The sequence below is a fragment of the Aquibacillus kalidii genome, assembly GCF_014280935.1.
In the GTDB taxonomy this organism is placed as follows: Bacteria; Bacillota; Bacilli; order Bacillales; family Amphibacillaceae; genus Aquibacillus_D; species Aquibacillus_D kalidii.
Window position 1 is genome coordinate 1 of sequence record NZ_JACLZI010000053.1, and the last position, 20,902, is coordinate 20,902.

Annotated in this window: 24 protein-coding genes; 12 read left to right on the top strand and 12 right to left on the bottom strand. The window is 35.9% G+C overall.

The annotated features are described in order from the left end of the window. Positions 1-200: 200 nt before the first annotated feature. From H7K77_RS15290 to H7K77_RS15315, 6 genes are all read left to right on the top strand, one after another. Positions 201-344: a cytochrome c oxidase subunit 2A gene (locus tag H7K77_RS15290; RefSeq protein ID WP_186578896.1), complete on the top strand. Its 144-nt coding sequence runs from the start codon at positions 201-203 to the stop codon at positions 342-344. A 12-nt stretch (positions 345-356) separates the two neighbouring features. Further along, on the top strand, positions 357-818 hold the full coding sequence (locus H7K77_RS15295) for a cytochrome c oxidase subunit II (protein ID WP_186578898.1): 462 nt from the start codon (positions 357-359) through the stop codon (positions 816-818). A 13-nt stretch (positions 819-831) separates the two neighbouring features. Next, positions 832-2,508 carry a cbb3-type cytochrome c oxidase subunit I gene (locus tag H7K77_RS15300; RefSeq protein WP_186578900.1) on the top strand — a complete coding sequence of 559 codons (1,677 nt, stop codon included), beginning with the start codon at positions 832-834 and terminating at the stop codon, positions 2,506-2,508. A 109-nt stretch (positions 2,509-2,617) separates the two neighbouring features. Then, positions 2,618-3,244: an SCO family protein gene (locus tag H7K77_RS15305; protein WP_186578902.1), complete on the top strand. Its 627-nt coding sequence runs from the start codon at positions 2,618-2,620 to the stop codon at positions 3,242-3,244. Then, positions 3,244-3,810 (top strand): hypothetical protein, encoded by a 567-nt coding sequence (locus H7K77_RS15310; protein ID WP_186578904.1) that lies wholly within the window; start codon positions 3,244-3,246, stop codon positions 3,808-3,810. Before H7K77_RS15305 ends, H7K77_RS15310 begins: the two co-directional genes overlap by 1 nt. 106 nt (positions 3,811-3,916) lie before the next feature. Continuing rightward, positions 3,917-4,279, top strand: coding sequence for a cupredoxin domain-containing protein (locus H7K77_RS15315; RefSeq protein ID WP_186578906.1), 363 nt, complete (start codon positions 3,917-3,919; stop codon positions 4,277-4,279). Positions 4,280-4,418: 139 nt separating this feature from the next. Here the strand turns inward: H7K77_RS15315 and H7K77_RS15320 are convergent, their stop codons facing one another. Further along, complete coding sequence (locus H7K77_RS15320) at positions 4,419-4,874, bottom strand: GNAT family N-acetyltransferase (RefSeq protein ID WP_186578908.1); 456 nt, start codon at positions 4,872-4,874, stop codon at positions 4,419-4,421. A 163-nt stretch (positions 4,875-5,037) separates the two neighbouring features. On the opposite strand from H7K77_RS15320, the gene H7K77_RS15325 reads away from it, so the two are divergent. Both H7K77_RS15325 and H7K77_RS15330 read left to right on the top strand, forming a co-directional pair. Beyond that, positions 5,038-6,654: an HsdM family class I SAM-dependent methyltransferase gene (locus tag H7K77_RS15325; RefSeq protein ID WP_186578910.1), complete on the top strand. Its 1,617-nt coding sequence runs from the start codon at positions 5,038-5,040 to the stop codon at positions 6,652-6,654. A gap of 198 nt (positions 6,655-6,852) precedes the next feature. Then, positions 6,853-7,599 carry a hypothetical protein gene (locus H7K77_RS15330; RefSeq protein ID WP_222599394.1) on the top strand — a complete coding sequence of 249 codons (747 nt, stop codon included), beginning with the start codon at positions 6,853-6,855 and terminating at the stop codon, positions 7,597-7,599. Positions 7,600-7,761: 162 nt separating this feature from the next. Here H7K77_RS15330 and H7K77_RS15335 read toward each other — a convergent pair whose 3' ends face one another. From H7K77_RS15335 to H7K77_RS15345, 3 genes are read right to left on the bottom strand one after another with little or no spacing between them, the layout of a single operon-like run. Next, positions 7,762-7,926: a FeoB-associated Cys-rich membrane protein gene (locus H7K77_RS15335; protein ID WP_186578914.1), complete on the bottom strand. Its 165-nt coding sequence runs from the start codon at positions 7,924-7,926 to the stop codon at positions 7,762-7,764. 17 nt (positions 7,927-7,943) lie between these two features. Then, positions 7,944-9,956, bottom strand: coding sequence for a ferrous iron transport protein B (gene feoB / locus H7K77_RS15340; protein WP_186578976.1), 2,013 nt, complete (start codon positions 9,954-9,956; stop codon positions 7,944-7,946). Further along, positions 9,956-10,180, bottom strand: a complete 225-nt coding sequence (locus tag H7K77_RS15345; RefSeq protein ID WP_186578916.1) for a FeoA family protein — start codon at positions 10,178-10,180, stop codon at positions 9,956-9,958. Before H7K77_RS15345 ends, feoB begins: the two co-directional genes overlap by 1 nt. A 188-nt stretch (positions 10,181-10,368) precedes the next feature. On the opposite strand from H7K77_RS15345, the gene H7K77_RS15350 reads away from it, so the two are divergent. The 3 genes from H7K77_RS15350 to H7K77_RS15360 all read left to right on the top strand — a co-directional run bounded on the left by H7K77_RS15350 (position 10,369) and on the right by H7K77_RS15360 (position 13,415). After that, complete coding sequence (locus H7K77_RS15350) at positions 10,369-10,527, top strand: hypothetical protein (protein ID WP_186578918.1); 159 nt, start codon at positions 10,369-10,371, stop codon at positions 10,525-10,527. Between the two features lie 506 nt (positions 10,528-11,033). Beyond that, entirely contained in the window at positions 11,034-12,095 is a 1,062-nt protein-coding gene (locus tag H7K77_RS15355) for a hypothetical protein (protein ID WP_186578920.1), read from the top strand. Positions 12,096-12,191: 96 nt separating this feature from the next. Further along, positions 12,192-13,415: a helix-turn-helix domain-containing protein gene (locus H7K77_RS15360; RefSeq protein ID WP_186578922.1), complete on the top strand. Its 1,224-nt coding sequence runs from the start codon at positions 12,192-12,194 to the stop codon at positions 13,413-13,415. A gap of 68 nt (positions 13,416-13,483) precedes the next feature. Here the strand turns inward: H7K77_RS15360 and H7K77_RS15365 are convergent, their stop codons facing one another. The 4 genes from H7K77_RS15365 to H7K77_RS21065 all read right to left on the bottom strand — a co-directional run bounded on the left by H7K77_RS15365 (position 13,484) and on the right by H7K77_RS21065 (position 17,925). Further along, complete coding sequence (locus tag H7K77_RS15365; protein ID WP_186578924.1) at positions 13,484-13,909, bottom strand: hypothetical protein; 426 nt, start codon at positions 13,907-13,909, stop codon at positions 13,484-13,486. A 320-nt stretch (positions 13,910-14,229) separates the two neighbouring features. Beyond that, a complete protein-coding gene (locus tag H7K77_RS15370; RefSeq protein ID WP_186578926.1) occupies positions 14,230-16,530 on the bottom strand; it encodes a glycoside hydrolase family 3 C-terminal domain-containing protein in 2,301 nt (766 codons plus the stop codon). Between the two features lie 131 nt (positions 16,531-16,661). Beyond that, positions 16,662-17,411 carry a DUF2087 domain-containing protein gene (locus tag H7K77_RS15375; protein WP_186578928.1) on the bottom strand — a complete coding sequence of 250 codons (750 nt, stop codon included), beginning with the start codon at positions 17,409-17,411 and terminating at the stop codon, positions 16,662-16,664. A gap of 358 nt (positions 17,412-17,769) precedes the next feature. After that, a complete protein-coding gene (locus H7K77_RS21065; protein ID WP_222599395.1) occupies positions 17,770-17,925 on the bottom strand; it encodes a hypothetical protein in 156 nt (51 codons plus the stop codon). Positions 17,926-18,317: 392 nt separating this feature from the next. On the opposite strand from H7K77_RS21065, the gene H7K77_RS15380 reads away from it, so the two are divergent. After that, positions 18,318-18,830: a GNAT family N-acetyltransferase gene (locus tag H7K77_RS15380; RefSeq protein WP_186578930.1), complete on the top strand. Its 513-nt coding sequence runs from the start codon at positions 18,318-18,320 to the stop codon at positions 18,828-18,830. 383 nt (positions 18,831-19,213) lie between these two features. Here H7K77_RS15380 and H7K77_RS15385 read toward each other — a convergent pair whose 3' ends face one another. The 4 genes from H7K77_RS15385 to H7K77_RS15400 form a co-directional block, all read right to left on the bottom strand. Beyond that, entirely contained in the window at positions 19,214-19,351 is a 138-nt protein-coding gene (locus H7K77_RS15385) for a YvrJ family protein (RefSeq protein WP_186578932.1), read from the bottom strand. A 68-nt stretch (positions 19,352-19,419) separates the two neighbouring features. Continuing rightward, positions 19,420-19,632 (bottom strand): DUF2922 domain-containing protein, encoded by a 213-nt coding sequence (locus H7K77_RS15390; protein WP_186578934.1) that lies wholly within the window; start codon positions 19,630-19,632, stop codon positions 19,420-19,422. A gap of 37 nt (positions 19,633-19,669) precedes the next feature. After that, positions 19,670-19,891, bottom strand: coding sequence for a DUF1659 domain-containing protein (locus tag H7K77_RS15395; protein WP_186578936.1), 222 nt, complete (start codon positions 19,889-19,891; stop codon positions 19,670-19,672). 104 nt (positions 19,892-19,995) lie between these two features. After that, the gene (locus tag H7K77_RS15400; protein ID WP_186578938.1) at positions 19,996-20,757 is read right to left on the bottom strand and encodes a peptidylprolyl isomerase; all 762 of its coding nucleotides are present in this window, start codon (positions 20,755-20,757) and stop codon (positions 19,996-19,998) included. Positions 20,758-20,902 lie beyond the last annotated feature (145 nt).

Here is a 20,902-nt window from a genome sequence, read left to right on the forward strand (position 1 = left end):
GACCCCACAGGAAGCGGTTTTCTTCCGAGGAGGCTGAGGCGTTGCCCACGGAAAGCAACTGCCCGGAGCGGAAATCAACGTTGCACTCATCCTTTTCAGCTGAACATTAAACTATGACGTATGTTATCTCAACTATGCAATTACAAAGCAACAAAAATTACGTAAACAGCCTAGGTAATAAAGGTAAGGAGGAATTACAGATGGCACTTTCAAGAGAAACGGAGAAAAAGCAACCAAATGAACAACAGTCCTACAAAGGCACGTTATTATCAGTTGGCTTTGTCGCTGCGGTCATATTAGCTATGTGGATCGGTGTGTTTTGGATATACATGATTAGAGTTTAAGGAGGAAATACGATGAATCGTTTGGAAGAATTATGGCTCACAGTAAGTGTTGGTATTTTAGTTATCTTTATGTTCATTATCGGTTACCAAACCTTCGCACTAGGTATGGGGCCACCTAGTCACAAGGAAACGATTGATCCGCAACAAGTTGACCAAATAGAACCATTCGACGAGCCAGGTTTAAAGATGCTAGGTGACAAACAATATGAAGTTGTCATGATATTACAAGCATTTGCTTTTACACCAAGTCATATTGAAATTCCTATAGGTTCTGAGGTTGAATTTACAATGACTTCTAAAGATGTGACTCACGGATTTCAAATACCCGGCACAAACATAAATGCAATGGTTATGCCCGGCCACATCCAGAAAATTAGCCACACATTTAATGAACCTGGTGAATATCTCGTCGTCTGTAACGAGTATTGCGGGATTGGTCACCAAGCTATGAGTACGACTATTACAGTGAAGTAAGGAGGCACCAAACATGGAACAAACTATAAAAGAAACCATTCGTTACCCAAAAAAGTTATTAGGTGTTAATCCTAATGATGCTAAAGTATCTTTAGCCTATTTAAGTGTTGCATTCATTTCATTACTTATTGGCGGTTTATTAGGGTTAGTACAAGGACTTGAACGTGCTGGACTAATTGAGCTCCCTTCCTGGTTAAACTATTATCAAGTGCTCACTGCACACGGACTTTTATTACTTGTCGTCTTTACCGCAACCTTTACGGTTGGTTATCAATTCGCAAATTTATCTCATTCTTTTGGAGGACTTTTACCAAAAGTTCGTACATTAGCGTGGGTTGGCTTTTATCTTATGATTATTGGAGTCGGAATGGTTGTAACAATGATTGTCCTCAATGAGGCATCGGTTCTCTACACCTTCTATCCTCCTTTAGCGGCACATCCTATTTTCTATGTTGGATTAGTATTTGTCGTACTTGGTATATGGGCATGCTGCTTAGGTGTATTTATCAATTACCGCCACTGGAGAAAAAATCATCCTGGCCAAGTTACACCTTTATTAGCCTTCTTTGCAATGGGTGTGTTTGTACTTTGGTTCTTTGCAAGTATCGGTGTAACCATAGAGGTTCTAACATTAATACCATGGTCAATGGGGTTAGTAGAAACAACAAATGTAATGGTTGCACGAACCTTATTTTGGTGGTTCGGACATACGTTAGTGAATATTTGGTATCTTGTTGCTACATCTGCATGGTACGTCATTGTACCGAAAATAATTGGCGGTAGACACTTTAGTGATAAACTAATTCGACTTGTTGTCATTCTATTAGTGATCCTGAACATACCTGGTGGATTCCACCACCAGATTATTGATCCAGCGATTTCTCAATCAATTAAATTTTTACATGTATTCATGAGTCTCTCCATTGCAGTTCCGTCACTAATGACAGCATTTGCGATGTTTGCAGTGTTTGAACGCACGGGTAGAAAGCTCGGTGGAAAAGGATGGTTAGGTTGGTTGAAGAAACTTCCTTGGGGTGATGTGCGGTTCCTAGCACCTATGATGGCAATGCTAGCATTCATACCTGGTGGTGCCGGTGGTATTGTCAACACAAGTAATCAACTCAATCAAGTTATTCATAATACGATGTGGGTCGTTGGGCATTTCCATATCACAGTTGGTATTTCTGTTGTCCTAACCTTTTTCGGGATTTGCTATTGGTTAGTTCCATATTTATCAAAAAGAAAGCTAACCCCAAAAATGAACAAATTGGGTGTTATTCAAACGATTATCTGGACCGTTGGTATGATGCTAATGTCTACCTCTATGCACATCGTAGGGTTAATGGGCGATCCGAGACGAACTTCGGACACAACATATGGTGGCCATGAAGTGGCTGCAAGTTGGATCCCCTATGAAATGGTCTTTGCAATCGCTGCAACTCTTTTACTAATTGGTGTCATTATCCAGGTTTATGCTGTTTTCCATATGATGTTCTTATCTCCAAAAGGTCAAACAGAATTCCCTGTTGCAGAACCTGAGGAGCATGCTCCAGTTGCACCGCTTTGGACAGAGCGTTGGGGATTATGGACAGTTCTTTTATTAGCAGTAATTGCGATGGCATATGTTGTTCCTATTGTCGATATGATTATGAATGCACCTCCAGGGTCACCTCCTATTCGAACTTGGTAACTAGTATCGATGGATTTATGTAAATTAATAGGGCACGTCTTAGTTCTCTTATCTAGTAAACTTACAAGTCCTGCCCTATTCAGTTGGTTAGTAAAGGAAGGTACACGTTATGAACAAAAATAAACTAGCCGTGTTAGTTATACTATTTTTTGCTATTACGTTGTTTGGGATTGCTACAGATGGATTTCGTGCTTTCACCTCTGAAACGGCTAGATCTTTAGCATTAGTAAAGGAAAAGCCAAAGATTCCTGATTTAATTTTACAAGATAGTAAGAGTAGGTCCTATTCCTTTAGCAACCTTACAAAAGGGAAATATACATTTCTAACGTTCATGTACACCAATTGTGGCACAGTATGCCCACAACTTGAAATGAATATGGAGGACGTGTATAACAACATTCCTACTAAGTATTTTGAAAAGGACTTAGTATTTTTAAGTATCAGTTTTGACCCGTCTAGAGATAATTCAGAAGTGCTTGAAACTTATAGTAGTTACTTCGATAGTGATGGGGAGAAATGGAGGATGGCAACTGTACCAAATAAGAAAGAGCTGGAACATCTTTTACAAACACTAGGAGTTGTAGTCATACCCGATGGATATGGTAACTTTCAGCATAACTCTGCCTTTTATTTAGTAGGACCAGATGGACATTTAATTGACATTATGGATTATACAAATACTACCGCTGCTACTAATACAGTGTTGAACTATCTAACACTGGAAGGAGGAGACTAATGAAGCAAGCAAAGTACGGGCTTCTTCTATATATTTTCTTAGCTCTTCCACCAGTCGCATCTTTAATGGAATCGGTCATGATTGTTCATATGCACATGCAATTAACATTACTTGTCCTTTCAGGGTTTTTAATGGGTACATTCTTCAAACAGCGTTTTGCTAGCTTTTTCAATAACTGGAATCAATCAGGTGTGCCTGGGGTCATTCTTGCAGTTGTTATTTGGGCTTATTGGATGATACCTAGAATTATGGACGAAACATTGACTATGCATTCTATTGAAATATTTAAGTACATTAGCTTACCATTTCTAGTAGGCGTACCACTTCGAGATAGTTGGAAAAAGGTAAGTTACACTGTCAAGCATATACTGTACATTTTCATGACCATTAATTTCATTGTAATGGGATGGATATACGTAGCTATTAATCAACAAATATGTAATAATTATCTTTTGGTAGAGCAAAGAACATTAGGATTTGGCTCCTTTGCCTTTGCCGCTTGTATGATTATCTACGGTTTTATCTGGATCTTTTCTGAACGTAAAGAACACCAACAATCAAGCTGAAAATGTGTCTTTTTTATGTCTGTTTGCCTTTTATTGTTACTTGTTAAATTGTTTAGTTTAAAATATAGATAGATTGAAATAAATGATATTCATAGGAGGAACGAAAATGAAAAAAGTAATGTTAACTATCATATTGTCCGCTCTTGTATTTTTCCTAGCAGCATGTGGTGGAAATGACTCGGATAGTAGTAATACAAGTAGTGAAAGTGGTTCAGGTACACCTGTTGATCTTGTCGCATCTAATTGGGAATTTGATCAAGATACGTACACAGTACCAGCAGGAGATGTTACATTTAATTTAAAAAACAAAGAAGGCTTTCATGGGATTAAAGTTGAGGGTACGGACGTTACAATTGAGGGAGAAGGCTCTGCCACAACCAATTTAGAGGCGGGCGAATATACGATTCGTTGCGTTGTTCCTTGTGGTACAGGTCATGCAGAAATGTCAGCTAAATTAGTAGTAGAATAAATAGGAAAAATAATGTAAAGGGGTGGTCATCTAAGACCACCCCTTTTTCAACTGCTATTTTTCTAAAAGGCTCACTTGGAACTGCTCTAGTCACACTAGTCGGCTGTTCGCTTGTATTTATACGCTCCTACCATCTTGATTAATATGGATTCTTTTTAACTCTTTGCAAAAAACGACTAGGGTCATCTAATTCTTCAAAACTGTATTGTTTATATAATCCATGGGCATCCTTTGTAAGCAATAAAAATCTACGTAACTCTTGTAAATCAGGGTGTTTTGTCACTACCTCCATTAACCATTTAGATAGACCTTTTTGACGAAAATCAGGTAAAACAAACACATCGCTTAAATAAGCAAATGTGGCTAAGTCTGAAATAACTCGAGCAAATCCAATTTGATCGCTCTTCCCCTCATGAACGTTACCTTTATATAAACCAAAACATAAGGCAGAATTAGCTATAGACCTCTCAAAAGTTGTTCTCGGAATTCCCTTTGACCAATATGCTTCCTCACTTAGAAATTTGTAAATTAAATCCGTATTTAAATAACGCTTGTCAGTTGATATCGTGAACTCTCCATTAATCCAAGTATCCATAGATTAGAGTTCCCCCCTCTTCTGTTTTCAAAATAAATGTTTCTAAATAAACTATTACCTAAAAGTTTTTTTAAATGAAACGATGTAAAGCCAATTTAATAAACAATAAAAATCTATAAATAATGATATAATTTATTCGGAAACAAATACAGGAGTTGAACTTATGAATACAAAGACATCGGTGTCACTAGAAACTTCCTATATGAAAATGGTAAGCACCACGCACCGAAAAAAATATGGTCAATATTTTACCCCAACGGATATAGCTGATTTAATGGCAACATGGATTTGCTCACATTTGTCAGACGATGCAAAAATACTTGACCCTGCTATCGGACTTGGGATATTCTTCCGCTCTATTTCCAATCTCATTGCCGATAAGCAAAAAAACAACATTCACTTTTACGGTTATGATATTGATGAACATCTCGTTAATCAATCTGCAAAAGAACTACACAATCTTACTATTGATTTATATCATCAAGACTTTTTGACCTCAAACTGGGAAGAATCTTATGATAGCATTATTTGTAACCCTCCTTATATTAAGTTTCGTGATTATGATAATAAGGAAATACTCTTAAATACATTTGTTACAGAAATGAATATGAAGCCATCTGGTTTTGCTAATTTATATATACTATTTCTCTTAAAATCGTTAAACCAACTAAAACCAGGTGGAAGAGCAGCATTTATTATTCCGTCTGAGTTTTTAAATTCTGATTATGGCATACAAATCAAACAATACTTACTAGAAAACAAACTATTAAAAATGGTAATTATTGTAGACTTGGAGCAACAATTATTTGAAAATGCCATTACAACATCTGCTGTTTTTTTATTCGAGAAAAGTGATGAATTAGATGAAATTGAATTTCTAACAATAAAAAAGGAAGAAGATTTGATAAAACTGAACGACTATATAAGAACGTATCCAACAACTAGTACAAATCGAAAAGGGAAGGTCTTCCCATTAGACAAGCTAGATGCAAATAAAAAGTGGAGAATGTACTATCAAGAAGAAAACAGCAAAAAATATAGAAACCTACGATCTTTCTCTGATTTTGCAAAAGCTAGTAGAGGCATCGCAACTGGTGCAAATGATTTTTTTACTTTTAATAAAACGAAACAGCAAAAGCACAATATTGATAACAAATTTCTGATACCTTGTCTGACCAAATCTTCACAGGTTTCTACTAGTTTTTTTCTGAAACAGGATTATGACCGTCTAGTTGAATCAGATAAACCTGTATCGCTATTAAATGTATTTCCAGAAGATTTGAAAGACCCTTCCCTTCATCGCTATATCCAGCTTGGTCAAGAAAATGGATATCATAATCGTTATTTAACGAAGACGCGGAAGCCATGGTATAAGAATGAAAAACGCAACCCTGCCCCCATTTTAGTAGGGGTATTTAATCGAAATCGAATTAAGTTTATTAGAAATGAAGCAGGAGTCCTTCATTTAACTGCATTTCACTGCGTTTATTTACTGCCAAAATACGAACATTTCACTGAATTATTAATGGCTTATCTGCTGACTGATGTTGCGCAAGAACTTTTAAATGACTATCGCAGGGATTATGGAAATGGGTTAAAGAAATTTGAACCGAATGATATCAATCAGTCCTTTATAGCCGATTTAGATTTATTGAATTCAAGTCAGATAGACACTATCCATAGCTTATACCTTAGTATTAGAGCGAAACAACTTGTAGGCGAGGATACTAAAATCGAGCTTGTAGGGCTCAACACTATTTTCCTTCAATTACTGCAATAGGTTAGGTGGATAACTCCTACCTACCCTTTTTAAAACGGTACATAATCTTCCATAAATAATTTCTGGTAATCAGATAAGACTATTACCAAACGACTTAACTTATATGGTGATTAAATGATTAATAAAAATCCAGTTAACAAACATTCGTTGCCGTTTCTAATTTTAGTAATATTTCATTTTTTCATATTAGCGTCATTTATGAAAAAGAAAAAAGAAAAGAATACCTGGATCTTACTATTATCCAATGTAGGTTTTGCCTATATGTTTGAATACATTGCCTTAAATTTGTTTCAGGCTTATTCTTATAAACCATCTGTCTTGAAAGATAAATATATCGATAAAATTTTTGGTGCAATATTATCACAAGCATTATTTGTTCCAATAACGTGTACTTTTTTAACTGTATGTCAAAAAAACTATAGATGGAAAATTGGTTTTTCCCTTTATTATTATCTGATCGAGAAATTATTTCTTAGATTAAACATTTATACTGTCAACTGGTGGAAACCTTTCTATACTCTATTCTTAATTAATTTCTACTTTTATTTAAGTGAATGGTTCTATAAATTTCTTGAACAACGGAAAGCTTGGGCACTAAAATGTGCTCATTTCTTATCGATAGTAGTTATTAATATTACTTTATTGTACGTGATGGCTATCAGACACAAGATTCGATTTGGAAAGGGAACGATTCACTCGTGGAAAGAGCATTTTATCATTGCTCCTCTCTACAGCCTAGGTCTTTCTTTTATTGCAGTAGTAACATCATCTCGCTCTCGGTTTATTAGTCGGTTTTCCTATCTATTCTTCTGTATTTTCATAGATGTTATCTTCCTCCAAAAAGGTATCATGAAAATCAAACATTATTATGAGAATATCTTGTTTCATATAGCTATGCTATCAACATCTCGCATTATCTATAACTACATTAACAAAGGAAATTAATTTAGCCCTTTACATATATCCTGAGCGGCTAGGATTAAAACTGGACCCATTTAAGCAACGATTGAGATAGATAAGGTATTTCTTATTAAAATACAAGTTCTTAGGAAATCTTCTATAAAGTTAAAGAGGTGTCCCGAATGGAGACACCCTTTTGTATTCCTTCTATCTTTTTGTAAGATTACTTTCTGATTTATCACAGGGAACTTGACATGATTTGTTTAGTTCACATGTTGCACATTTTCCCCTTTTACTTCTTTTTATAAACGAGAAAAGCGTCCAAGCAGCATAGCCAAAGATGCTAATACCGATGAGCAAATTAACTAACATAGAAAACACCTACTCTCTTAGGCAAGACCTACTAGTTTTCCTACCTGATAAATAATCAAAACTAAAATATAAGCTATTGATAGCCCATATGCTATCGATAGAAACATCCACTTTTTTGAGTGACTTTCTTTTTTGATTACCGCTACAGTAGCTAAACAAGGTACATATAACAAAACAAAAACCATAAATCCATATGCTGATAGTGGCGAGAATTGTTCTACCATAAATCCTTGTAATTGTGCTTCTGGTACAAAATAAATAATACTCATCGTTGCCACAACAACTTCTTTTGCAAGAAAACCTGTTAGTAAAGAAGCCGCGGCTTGCCAAGTACCAAATCCTAACGGAATAAGAATCGGGGCAATTAGGCCTCCGATTAATGCTAAAAAGCTATCGTTCATATCTACAGCAAAACCACTTGGACCCGCATAAGACAGAAACCAGATCAAAACAGAGCCACCGAAGATATACGTTCCAGCTTTTCTAATAAATCCTTTCCCTTTCTCCCAAGTAGAACGCCATAATGTACGCACTTGCGGAAGACGATAAGGTGGTAACTCCATAATAAATAGTGATTTCTCATTCTTATACGTTGTAGATGACATAACTTTTGCAACGATAAGCGCAACAAATATTCCTAGTAAATAAAGGGATAGAACTACTAGTGCTTGATATTTTGCAAAAAAAGCCCCTACAAACAAGGCATATACCGGGAGACGTGCAGAGCATGACATAAAAGGTGTCAACATAATAGTTAGCATTCTTTCTTTTGGCTGTTCAATCGTACGAGCAGCCATTACACCAGGAACGTTACAGCCAAACCCAATAATTAAGGGGATAAAAGCTTTACCATTCAAACCGATCCCCTCCATCAATCGGTCCATTACAACAGCAACTCTCGCCATGTACCCTGAGTCTTCTAATAGCGATAAAAAGAAAAACAGGATAAAAATTTGAGGAATAAAAACTAGCACTCCCCCTACTCCAGACACAATTCCATTTAACACTAAAGCTTCTATGAAAGCACTCGCCCCAATTACCTGAAGAAATGATTCTATTGCATCAGTCAGCGGCCCTGTAAAAAAGGCATCTAGCAAATCTGATAAAGGGAATCCTAACCAATCAAAAGTAAGCATAAACATTAAAAACATAAGTCCTAAAAAGATCGGAATACCTAGAAGTTTGTGTGTTACGATTCGATCGACTTGATCGGTCAATGTAGGCATACTTTGTTTACTTATAGACACGCTAGAATTTAGTAAACTATCAATATAAGCTTCTCTTATATGATGAATGTGTTGTTGAAGGGTTTGAGCAATGTTCTTGTTAAGAAGTTCTGACTCTGTTTGTGAGCAAATTTGTTCGAGCTCTTGTAAATGTGAGAATCCTTTAATTTGACTCAGAATACGATTATTTCCCTCTAAAATTTGAAGTGCCATCCATCTTTTATGCTGCACATTATAGGCTGTTAACAAGGAAGTAATACGTCCAATTGCTGATTCAACAACTGGACCATAGTCTAACGTCAAAGGATGAATGGTCTTCTTTTCATTTTCCTTAAAGTAATTAATCAGATCTTTACATCCTTTTCCTGTGCGAGCAACAATCGGCATTACCGGAATACCTAAAGAAGAAGATAAACACTGATAATCAATCTTAATCCCACGCAGCTTAGCAACGTCGGTCATATTGAGTCCTATTACCATTGGTTTACCTAGTTCTAATAGCTGAACAGTCAACTGAAGATTTCGCTTTAATTGGGATGCGTCTACGATGTTTAAAATATCTGTGAAGGAATCCTGTAGGAGAAAATCTGTTACAACGCCTTCATCTTTGGAAATAGGACTTATTGTATATATACCAGGAAGATCGATAAGTTCGCCAAGTTGTTTTTTGATGATGCCTACTTTCTTCTCTACTGTTACCCCACTCCAATTCCCAACATACTCATAAGAACCTGTTAAAGAATTAAATAAAGATGTTTTTCCTGTATTCGGGTTTCCTATTAGTGCAATTTGTTGTGCGTGCATCATTTTCTAACCTCAATTCGCATCGCCTCATCAAGACGAATACTTATACAAAGTCCACATGTTTCAATCATACAAGGACCACCAAATGGTAGCTTTCGTTTTAAACAGATTTCCTCATTTTCCTTCACACCAAGTTGAACTAGTCTACGCTGAACAATTTTACTAACAGCTGAAAAGTCTCGTACATGTGCTTTCTCACCTTGAGCTAGTTCTGTCAAATTCATAAACCGTTTCTCCCTTACAAATAATTCAGTCACGTAATTGAAAATGCTTCTCATTTAGATATTATCAGATATTTCCATCATCCATCTGTGATAAATATCACAAATTCCATAAATATCTTGTTTTTAACTTAATTAAAGAGTTAATACTTAAAAATTGGAAATATTACATGTAGAGGAGGTGTTTTTTTATGAACAATAACTATCGTGAGTACCGTACTGGACAGGGGGTACCCGAATCAGGTCATTACATATGTCAGTCTGGAAAAAAAGCGAAGTTGAATAAGGATGATAAGTTCCCAGCTTGTCCGGTAAGTGGAAATGAGACACACTGGACACATGAAGAATAAATGATAAGCCTAGTGCCATTGTGGAGATACCCACAATGGCCTTTTCATTAGGCCATATGGAAACAATTATTGCTTTTGCTGCTTTTGTCGCAATACCCATAAAATGCGTCGCAAGAAATTATTCTATCCATTTCAATCGTTGCGGTATTTTTAGGTAGAATAAATTAGCGCACTAATCCATTTCAATCGTTGCGGTATTTTAAGTTAGAGCAAATTATCTGCACTAATCCATCTCAATCGTTACGGTATTTTGGGCTAGAACAAATTAAACGCACTAATCCATCCCATTCGTTGCGGTATTTTGAGGTAGAACAAATTAAACGCACTAATCCCTCCCATTCGTTGCGGTATTTTGAGGTAGAAGAAATTAAACGCACTACTGTATAATATAAGTAAGAAATGACCAATTGTGTGTGTCTGAAGATATCCTTCCCTATTAGTTACACCTTCAAAATTTATTAAATTTACGAAATAACCATCGTTACATACGTAAAGGAGAAATCTTAATGATACGACTAGCTAAAAAGCGAAATATAGTGTATCTAATTTTAATATTTATCATTCTAACGGCGAATTACTTGCTTTATCATTTGCCAATATTAGGAGTACTGCCTGATAATGTAGTTGTCGGTTCTATCATTGATTTATTAATCGTTATTCCATTATTAAGTTACTTTTTAATTATAAGAAATAAATACTCCATTAAATATGTTGCCATAGCCGTATTGGCTGGCTATGGTGCTGCTAAACTAATTATTCCACACGCTCATCTTAGCCAGGTTGATTTTCTTCTTTATCTCGTGCTAGTACCTGAAGTTATTGTCCTATTTGTTGAACTATTTATCTTGTTTAAACTAATAAAGACCCTACCAATACTGATAAATAAGTTTAAATCGTTAAAAATGACTAATCCCTTTTTCAAAATGAACCTACAGGACGCTATTGAAACTACCCACCATGGGAATCGTTTATTGTCTATTTTGGCTACAGAAATATCTTTATTCTATTATGCTATATTTAGTTGGAGGAAAAACATCCAGATAACAAACGGAGAATGCTTTACATATCACAAAAAAACTAGCACTATAGCAGTACACATCATGTTACTACACGCTATTGTTCTGGAGACCATAGCCTTCCACCTACTCATACACCAATGGAATCCTTATGTATCCTATGTTTTATTATTGGTAAATGGCTATAGTATTCTATTTATCTTAGCTGAAATCCAAGCAATAAGATTAACTCCATTTTGGCTAACCAATAAGAAGTTATACCTTTATGTTGGCCAGACAAAAGGGATGACTATTCCATTGACTGAAATTAGTGAAATAAAAGAATATCAAGGATTAGCAAAACTATCTAAGGCTGATACAAAGACTGTTTTTAAAGCAACCGTTGCAGACATGGAATTAGAACCATCTAAACCACAACTAGAAGTAATATTAAATAACCCTATAAAATTGTATTTAATGTACGGCATGACTAGGAAAGTTGACAGAGTGTTACTCAATGTAGATGATCCAAAAAAATTCATCGATAAGATTAAGCAATATATAAACCTATAAGTTAAGCAATAAACCCATCTTTTAAGTGTTTTAATTCCTTCTATAATAATACAAATTTATAAATAACTTTCTAAAAGTAGATAGGTGGAATAGACCATGCAAAAAATTTCGAAACAAACCTTAAACAATGTAATACACCTAGTATCCAATACATTTCATCTTCCAGTCATACTTATAAACTCTATACAGGCAGATCTACAACAAATCTTTCCTGGTTTTACTTTAAATCCAATATACGCTACTACAGAAGAATACATAGCCAAGCTTACAGAAGCATTACCACAGACATCTCCAATTCACATCGTATCCCCTACAACACTTGAAAATATAATCTGTATCGATGTTTTAGTAGAGGGTCTCCCGAAAAGTACTTTATGTATTGGTCCATCGATTTACTCAAGTTTAGAAAACAATCAAGCTATAAAACACACAAATGAGACAGCTGTGAAACCAATGGATCTTAAAATAGAAGATTACTATAATAGATTACCCGTAATTAACCAGATTGAATTAATTAATATTGCAAAGGTTATTTATTTTATGCTTTTTCAGCAAGCAGTTGAAACGATAGATATTGTTCAACAACACAACGGGTCCACTATTCAGGCAGGAGAATCAGATCTGGAGCTCTCAAAAAATCGACAAGAAGAAGACTTTCATCATGATTGGTTATATGAAATAGACATTTTGCATTGTATCAAAGAGGGGAATAAAGAAACATTGCTAGAGAAACTATTCATTCCTCCTAACGGCCGGATAGGTACGTTATCTAAAACGAGCCCATTAAGGGATCAAAAGAACCTCGCCATAAGTTTGATCACTCTGGCTACCCGTTCCGCTATGGAAGGCGGTCTCAATCCAGAATTAGCCTATACAATGAGTGATATTTTCATACAAAATATAGAGGAATTAAACGATAAGCATAAAGTTCGGAACTATATGTTCGATGTATTGATAGACTTTGCTGACCGCGTTAAAACTAGTAGAAAAAAGCAGTATTCTAGAGTTATAAATACGTGTATGAGCTTTATTTTTAAACACCTGTATAATGAGATTACACTATCACAGCTAGCAGCTATTACAGAAATGAATTCTTCTTACCTCTCCACACTATTTAAAAAAGAAGTTGGGATTTCTTTAAGTTCATATATCCAAAAAGAAAGAATAGAAGAGGCCAAGAGCTTACTACTACTCACTAGTTACTCGTTAACGGATATATGTTCCCTCCTTCAATTTTCAGATCAGAGCTATTTCACAAAAGTTTTTAAAGATGTTACAGGTTTGACTCCAAAGAAGTATAGAGTAAGCTTGCCATCCTAACTGCTTTGTAAATGGATACGACAAAAAACAAAATCGTCATCTTAGTACGTTTTGTTTTTTGTCGATGTTTATTTTGGTAAAATTAACGCTTCCATTTCACCTGTATCGCCATTAATCAAACTTTGTAATCTACTCGTCAAAACATCTAGTTGATTCGGTTCCGTTGTCAGATAGAACTTGGACACTATCCGATCAGGTGGGTCTAAGTTATTGTCCACATCAACTTCTATACCAACTATACCTCTCCTGTTTTTCAGGAAAAATCTTAATGAAAGATAGTGTGTGGCAGATTCGTTCCCCGATATCCATCTATAATCACTGTTTCCAAGTTCGTTACTAAAGTTCATTATCCCTCTACGAAGTTCCATAAGTGCATCGTTATCTGTGTAAATATCCTGTGTTAACGTAATATTGTTACTAGTAAATACAATCCGTAATTCAAAAAAATGTGCATCAGACCATATTTTTTTGATTTTTAATCCATGTTCTACCACTCCAGCTTCTCCCCCATCAAATCATATCAATAGACAATTAATTCAAACCTCTTGCTTTCTTCCATGAATAACTAGCACCTAATACTCTTATAGTACCATAAACTAACAATTTATCTTCCTCTACCTCTTATAAACCTCCACGCCCACGGAAAGCGGAATATTCTGCCTAAGCGAGTTATAGCAATCATCCAATTATTTTTTTACTGCATCGTCTATAATTTTGTGACAAAACAGCAATAGTTATGGGAATACCCTTGAATTATAATATACTTTATAGCTAGAAAAAGCCTAAATCACATGTGATTTAGGCTTTTTCTTGATTATATTTGCTTAATAGACTGGTGTACGGCATCGTTAAATTGGGCAATTAATCCCTCTAACATTTCTTCAGAGAATTGTCCGCCGCTAAAATTAACTATGGCACGAAGAGGCATATTATTCATCATTGCTTTCATCATTTCAGGTGCATCTCCCTCGCCTTCGCTTCCCTGCATATTTGCAAAAGGATTAAATTGTTCCATTAATGAATTAGCAATCTTACTCAGGATTGGATCCCTCATAATATCCCCCACAAGTGTATTTCTGTGCACGAATAAAGGTAGCGTATTTGTTGACTCGACATACAAACTATCCTTCAATACCAAATCTTTTGCTGACTTACCAATACCAATTTCAAAGTCTCCAGATTCAACATGCCAATCTTTTAACTGAACATTGTAGTATGCAAAAGCTCTCTTATCTAAGGTAAAGACAACGGTCTGCTCTTCACCTGGCTGCAAATATACCTTTTCAAATCCTTTTAATTCCTTTTCAGGCCGTATCACCGTACTTTCCGGATCCTTCACGTATAATTGAACGACTTCTTTACCAGCAATCGTACCTGTATTTTTAACATTCACTTCCACTCTAACTTCTGCTGTATCTTTCACTTTTTTATCACTTATTGCCAGGTTGCTATATTCAAAACTCGTATAGCTTAACCCGAATCCGAATGGGAACAATGGCTCTATTTGTTTTGTATCATAATACCTGTAGCCCACGAAAATCCCCTCTTTGTATTCCACTACATCACCTTCACCTGGGAAGTTTAAATAAGAAGGATTGTCACTTAGTTTAACTGGAAACGTCTCCGCTAGTCTCCCACTGGGATTTTTAACCCCATACAACACATCTGCTATTGCTCCACCAAACGCTTGGCCTCCTAAATATGCTTCTACTAATCCTTTGGTTTTGCTTAACCAAGGCATTTCTATAGGTGCGCCATTACTAAGCACTACTACTAAATTAGGCTGAACTTCGGCAATAGCTTCCAATAGTAATTGATGGTTTTCTGGCATATGAAGATGTTCCCGATCATATCCCTCTGACTCATAACGGTCTGGTAATCCTACAAATAAAACAGCTACCGCAGCATCTTGTGCAGCCATTTTTGCTTCCTCAATCAACTGTTCATCTATATCATCTTTATCTAGGTAGTAACCCGGCGCATATTTGACCTCGGTACCATTTCCAGCTACTAACTGAATTTGCGCGACAACATCATCAACTTCAGTCGGATTAATGTGTGAGCTTCCTCCACCTTGAATTCTAGGTTGTTTCGCAAAGGCACCAATGATGGCTACAGAGTCTTCCTTCTTTAATGGCAAAATGGATTCGTCGTTCCTAAGCAGAACCATACTTTCACTCGCTACCTCACGGGCTAATTTGTGGTGTTCTTTCTTATCATAAAATGCATGTTCTTTCTTGTTATCCACTGCTCGATATATAATTGTCAACAACCGTTCAACTGCAATATTTAACGTTTCTTCCTCAAGTCCACCATTCCTAATGGCCTCAACAATTTTCTTATCACCAATGCCATTATTCGCAGGCATTTCTAACTCTAAACCAGCCTTTAACCCGTCTACACGTTCATTGACTGCACCCCAGTCAGAAACAACAAACCCTTCAAACCCCCACTCATCTCGAAGAATTTCAGTTAAAAGTCTACTATTCTCTGAAGCATATTCTCCATTGACTTTGTTGTATGAGCACATTACAGTCCATGGTTGTGCTTTTTTAACTGCTTGTTCAAAGCTTGCCAAATAAATCTCTCTTAATGTCCGTTCATCAATAACCGCATCGACAGACATTCTCCGGTGTTCTTGATTATTTGCGGCGAAATGTTTTAAGGACGTTCCAACTCCTTTGCTTTGGACACCATTAATATGATTGGTTGCCATTTCAGAGGATAGATAAGGATCCTCTGAAAAATATTCAAAGTTTCGCCCGCAAAGTGGTGATCGTTTTATGTTAGCGCCAGGTCCAAGTAATACCGCAACATCTTCTGCTTGAGCCTCTTCTCCGAGCGCTTCTCCAACTTTTTTAATCAACTCTTTATCCCAAGTACTAGCCAAACCAACAGCAGATGGAAAACATGTTGCAGGCACACTGTTATAAATACCTAAGTGATCTGCTCCTTCCGCTTGTTTACGTAATCCGTGTGGTCCATCTGTTACCATGACAGATGGAATTTCAAGCCTCTCGATACCTTTTAAATGCCAGAAATCTAATCCAGAGCATAAACTTGCTTTTTCTTCTAACGTTAAACTATCTACTATTGATTTTATATCTCGAGCCATTTCTTTCCCTCCCTATTGAAACCGTTTTCTTTATTATAAAACGATTAACGACTCATTTATGGTATTATTTTTTGTTTTTTAGAAAATATTTTGGATTGTATGATTTTTATCGATTCGAACTTACTATTCTTTTACCCTTTCACCCAATATTCACTACCATCATTACTTCTATCCATAAATCCATATTCAATTAAGGAACGCCTAAGCGTCACAAAATCACCGAATACTTCTTTTAGTATCTGATTTACCTCCGCTTCACTATATTTTCTCTCGCGGTTAAATTTAGTAATAATATTTTGAAGAACGACAATTTTTCTTTTCGCCTTGCTAGGAAATGCATCTAACGGAACATCTAACCCTTTTTTAAAATAATTCGTCAATACTTTTAATTTCTCTTGCTCCGTAATTGCATATCGTTCATCCACCATTTTAGCCCCCTTATGCACCTTTACTAATTCATCTTCTACAGTATCATTCGCTAATAAATCCATTATTGCTAGTAATACCTTTGCCTGTTTTTCTTTCTCCTTTAGTTTAAACCGATGTGTCCGAATAGTTGATGTACTGCCTGCATCTACTTGCTTAGCAATCTCCTTATCCGTTAAACCATCTTTGAAATGTAATAGAATTTGTTTTTGAATATCAGACAACCCTGTATATTTCTTATCCATTCCCACTAAATAGTGAAACATTGAATCATGCTTACTTTGTATGTGCTGTCTAATTGCGTATTGTGCATCATATAAAACGCCATTCTCTCCAGGATATATAATCCCTTGTTGATAGGATTCATTACAAATTAAACAGCTGTATGTACTATCCTTTTCCTTGAAAATAAAACCACTTTTTAATTCTTCAACTGTCACAGTACCAAAATCCATACTCAACACCTCCACTTTTCCTATTTAAAAACATAATAACAAAACGTCCTTCAAATAACAAACAAATTTAAACTTTGTTTAAACAGTATAGATCTCCAACAATACAATCGACACCGGGATATTTAAAAGAACAAAAGCGCAGAGCGCCGGTAAGCGACGTACGGACTGGACTGAGCCGTAGGAGATAAAGGCAACACGGTGAACGAAGTGAACCGATGTTAACTTATCGTACGAAGGCGAGGGAAGTCTCGCTAGTCGCTGGCGCTCGGAGCTGGATGAGGCTAATCTTGCAGGTTATCCACATTTAGCAGATTTTATAAATTCCTAAACTATAAAAAAGAGACTAGCAAACAAATTGCTACTCTCTGTTCGAACTATTTATATGGATAATTGAAATGTGGCTTGCAAATACTACCCTGAACCCAACAGCCTCCATGTTAGAAGTATATTCAGCTATATTAGGAAAAAACCCAGGGTATTTATCTACATCAAAGTGGTGTCCTAACGCTTCCATTTGCTTTTGTATCTCATTCGTAATAAGTTCAACATTTCCCGTCCACCCAATTCTGCAACAAACCGCCCTTAACTTTTTAGACTTTTAAATATGGATTCCAAGCATCCTTTCCACTTTCATTCGTTTCCCTCCCATTTTTTATTAGAACCATGCGTTCCCAAAGATTAGGTTGTGTTAAAATAGTAGAGAATAAATTTCCAAATAGTGAGAATATTTCAGTTAGTATAGGAATTTGTTAGGAGCTATAATATTGTTACGCGTTAAAACTTAACTAATCCCTATCTATTAAACTTGGAGACTCTTTTATTTTTTATGGCTTTACTACTTTACATGAACATACATTTATTATAATAAAAACGCACTAGAAAAATTAGTTAGTTAGGATGGACTTTATGTTCGAAATAATTCGAATGGATGTAGAAAATGTTAACTTAATTAGCCTCACACAGTTTTATCAAAACGTATGGAACATAAACGACTTATCCATAGCAGATCGGATTCAAAAGCATACTACTTACAATGGTTTCAATGGTTTTATCGCTAAAACTAGTCACGATGAAATAATTGGTTTTGTTTATGGCTATATATCTTTACCAGGGCAGTATTATAGAGAGCTCTTGGTCAAAAACATAAGCAAACACGAGACCTTACAATGGTTTGATAATTGTTTTGAATTAGTTGAACTGGCTGTTCACCCCACCTATAGAAAGAGGGGGATTGGTAAACAGCTGTTAGATCACCTATTTAGTCAAGTTACCAATCAAACAGCAATCCTTACTACACAAATGAAGAACATACCAGCTCGAAATTTATATCTGAAAACAAATTGGGTTGTCGTCAAAGAACCTTTTTATCCAAGTAAAACCTCTGAGCCCTTTGTCATTATGGGAAAAAAATTACGATAGTTACTCATCGTAATTCTCTTCTTTTTTTTGCAAAAAAAAAGGCCAAAATATCTAATAGATACTTTGGCTTGGTTACTACAAAGAATAACCGATAAGACACCTTAAACAAAATAGAGGGAAACAAACGAAAGCATAAGTTATATGCTCGGTAAGTAATGGTCTTTCAGCACCTGTAAGTTTCGTCCTTACAATTGCTATGAACTAAATGTAACACATCCATTAAAATGCTTCTAAACATTTGTAAGAACATCTAACAGACTTTTTCAAATAGTTATACATTCATAGTTTTGCTTAACAATCTTTCGTAATTACCTACCTAACACGATACGTTATTCCCAAATAAAAATACATTAAAACATCTTTTTTAAAAGTAAAACTCTCCTTCACTTTAGCTTTTCTGGTAAGGAAAGGATGGATTCGATCAATGTATTCAGTTTTCCTTCCACTCGATGTAACAAGTAAAATGTTACAGCCGCCGGAAATCCAACGTCCGTAATTAATGATACCCAAGTTTCCTCCATATCCTCTGCCCCTCCCTTCTTCCAGTCTAAAAAAAGAGGAAGGAATTAATTCCTCCCTCCATTTATTATTAAATTTCTAAATCAGCCACATTACGTTCTACAATACGAGCACTCTTCTTACCCACAAGATCACCTCCGGATGAATAGAAGGCATTCTGCGCAATAATAACATCCATCGCATGGTTAATAGCTACTGGATCAGTAGGCTCAACTGGATTATCCAACGAAATAGTCACGACTTTTTCTAACTCATTTACAAATTTCAATTCTAAAGTTTTCAAAGAGATACACCTCCTCTCACTAGTTTCTATTTTCTACTTACTCCCCTGTGATTAACTCTGTATCATTCCGTTTTACTGAATGAAGCGTTAATTGCTGCAATGGAATTAATGCTAGTGTGATTGCAAACAGCTGATCTGCTGTAGCATCAGTTTTGATGTTACTGAAAGACTTTTTCTTATAAATAGCCTTTCCCTCCGCATCCATTCCATCTTCAAAGGTTAACTGCAAACTACTATCTACCTTTTGAGCGACTGCCATGATTACCTCACCTCCCTTTCACCTTTATAATCGTTCAGACGTAGACTTTTGGTGTCTATGAAAAATAAAAAAGCCATAAGATTACACATCTTATGGCTTACAAATTATTTACTTTTTTCTGGTTCAGGGTAATCGATCCCCTTTGTATCTACCTCTACCGTCTTCATTACCTGATCCTCAAGTGGTTTATTATTGTCCATATTACGCTTACTGTTAACAATCTTATCTACGATATCCATTCCTTCTGTCACTTTACCAAAAGCAGCATATTCTCCATCTAGGCTGGGGGCTGCTGCGACCATGATAAAGAACTGGGAGCCAGCAGAATCGGGTTCTGGCGTTCGAGCCATTGAAACAATCCCTCGTTCATGCTTCAATTCGTTATCAAAACCGTTATTAGTAAATTCTCCTGGAATAGTATACCCCGGTCCGCCTGCACCCGTTCCTTGTGGGTCACCACCTTGGATCATAAACTTTGGAATTACTCGGTGGAAGATCACACCGTCATAAAAACCAGATTCGGCTAAAGAAATAAAGTTAGCAACTGAATTTGGTGCAATGTTTGGCAGCAATTCAATGATAATTTGTTCTCCACCTTGCATTGTTATCGTTGCAACTGGATTTTCGTCTACAGTAGGGTATTCTGTTTTTTCTTCGGACTCACTGGATTTCTTTTCATCCGTTTGATCCGCTTCAACTGGAGATTCATCTGACTTTTTTTCTTCTGTTTGATCCGTTTTTGCTTGGGATTCACTTGAATTCTTTTCTTCTGTTTGATCCGTTTCAGAATTGGTTCCACAACCCGCAATTCCAAAAACAACTGCCACAGCTAAAAATACTAATAGTAGCTTATGTATCTGTTTCATAACTACCTCCATATGTAGCTTCTTATTTAGGCCCTTTTCATAAACTATGTAAATTTCGTCACAACCTTTATGTCTCCGCATTAAAGTTTTAAGACCTACTTTCATTATAAAAGATGACTGCTAACCCAACGCTGTGAAAAAACGC

What these genes read in the sequence shown, in the direction of transcription:
- H7K77_RS15290 (WP_186578896.1), top strand. Translation starts at nt 201, where the DNA reads ATGGCACTTTCAAGAGAAACGGAGAAAAAGCAACCAAATGAACAACAG.
- H7K77_RS15295 (WP_186578898.1), top strand. Translation starts at nt 357, where the DNA reads ATGAATCGTTTGGAAGAATTATGGCTCACAGTAAGTGTTGGTATTTTA.
- H7K77_RS15300 (WP_186578900.1), top strand. Translation starts at nt 832, where the DNA reads ATGGAACAAACTATAAAAGAAACCATTCGTTACCCAAAAAAGTTATTA.
- H7K77_RS15305 (WP_186578902.1), top strand. Translation starts at nt 2,618, where the DNA reads ATGAACAAAAATAAACTAGCCGTGTTAGTTATACTATTTTTTGCTATT.
- H7K77_RS15310 (WP_186578904.1), top strand. Translation starts at nt 3,244, where the DNA reads ATGAAGCAAGCAAAGTACGGGCTTCTTCTATATATTTTCTTAGCTCTT.
- H7K77_RS15315 (WP_186578906.1), top strand. Translation starts at nt 3,917, where the DNA reads ATGAAAAAAGTAATGTTAACTATCATATTGTCCGCTCTTGTATTTTTC.
- H7K77_RS15320 (WP_186578908.1), bottom strand. Translation starts at nt 4,874, where the DNA reads ATGGATACTTGGATTAATGGAGAGTTCACGATATCAACTGACAAGCGT.
- H7K77_RS15325 (WP_186578910.1), top strand. Translation starts at nt 5,038, where the DNA reads ATGAATACAAAGACATCGGTGTCACTAGAAACTTCCTATATGAAAATG.
- H7K77_RS15330 (WP_222599394.1), top strand. Translation starts at nt 6,853, where the DNA reads ATGAAAAAGAAAAAAGAAAAGAATACCTGGATCTTACTATTATCCAAT.
- H7K77_RS15335 (WP_186578914.1), bottom strand. Translation starts at nt 7,926, where the DNA reads ATGTTAGTTAATTTGCTCATCGGTATTAGCATCTTTGGCTATGCTGCT.
- feoB (WP_186578976.1), bottom strand. Translation starts at nt 9,956, where the DNA reads ATGCACGCACAACAAATTGCACTAATAGGAAACCCGAATACAGGAAAA.
- H7K77_RS15345 (WP_186578916.1), bottom strand. Translation starts at nt 10,180, where the DNA reads ATGAATTTGACAGAACTAGCTCAAGGTGAGAAAGCACATGTACGAGAC.
- H7K77_RS15350 (WP_186578918.1), top strand. Translation starts at nt 10,369, where the DNA reads ATGAACAATAACTATCGTGAGTACCGTACTGGACAGGGGGTACCCGAA.
- H7K77_RS15355 (WP_186578920.1), top strand. Translation starts at nt 11,034, where the DNA reads ATGATACGACTAGCTAAAAAGCGAAATATAGTGTATCTAATTTTAATA.
- H7K77_RS15360 (WP_186578922.1), top strand. Translation starts at nt 12,192, where the DNA reads ATGCAAAAAATTTCGAAACAAACCTTAAACAATGTAATACACCTAGTA.
- H7K77_RS15370 (WP_186578926.1), bottom strand. Translation starts at nt 16,530, where the DNA reads ATGGCTCGAGATATAAAATCAATAGTAGATAGTTTAACGTTAGAAGAA.
- H7K77_RS15375 (WP_186578928.1), bottom strand. Translation starts at nt 17,411, where the DNA reads ATGGATTTTGGTACTGTGACAGTTGAAGAATTAAAAAGTGGTTTTATT.
- H7K77_RS21065 (WP_222599395.1), bottom strand. Translation starts at nt 17,925, where the DNA reads ATGGAAGCGTTAGGACACCACTTTGATGTAGATAAATACCCTGGGTTT.
- H7K77_RS15380 (WP_186578930.1), top strand. Translation starts at nt 18,318, where the DNA reads ATGTTCGAAATAATTCGAATGGATGTAGAAAATGTTAACTTAATTAGC.
- H7K77_RS15385 (WP_186578932.1), bottom strand. Translation starts at nt 19,351, where the DNA reads ATGGAGGAAACTTGGGTATCATTAATTACGGACGTTGGATTTCCGGCG.
- H7K77_RS15395 (WP_186578936.1), bottom strand. Translation starts at nt 19,891, where the DNA reads ATGGCAGTCGCTCAAAAGGTAGATAGTAGTTTGCAGTTAACCTTTGAA.
- H7K77_RS15400 (WP_186578938.1), bottom strand. Translation starts at nt 20,757, where the DNA reads ATGAAACAGATACATAAGCTACTATTAGTATTTTTAGCTGTGGCAGTT.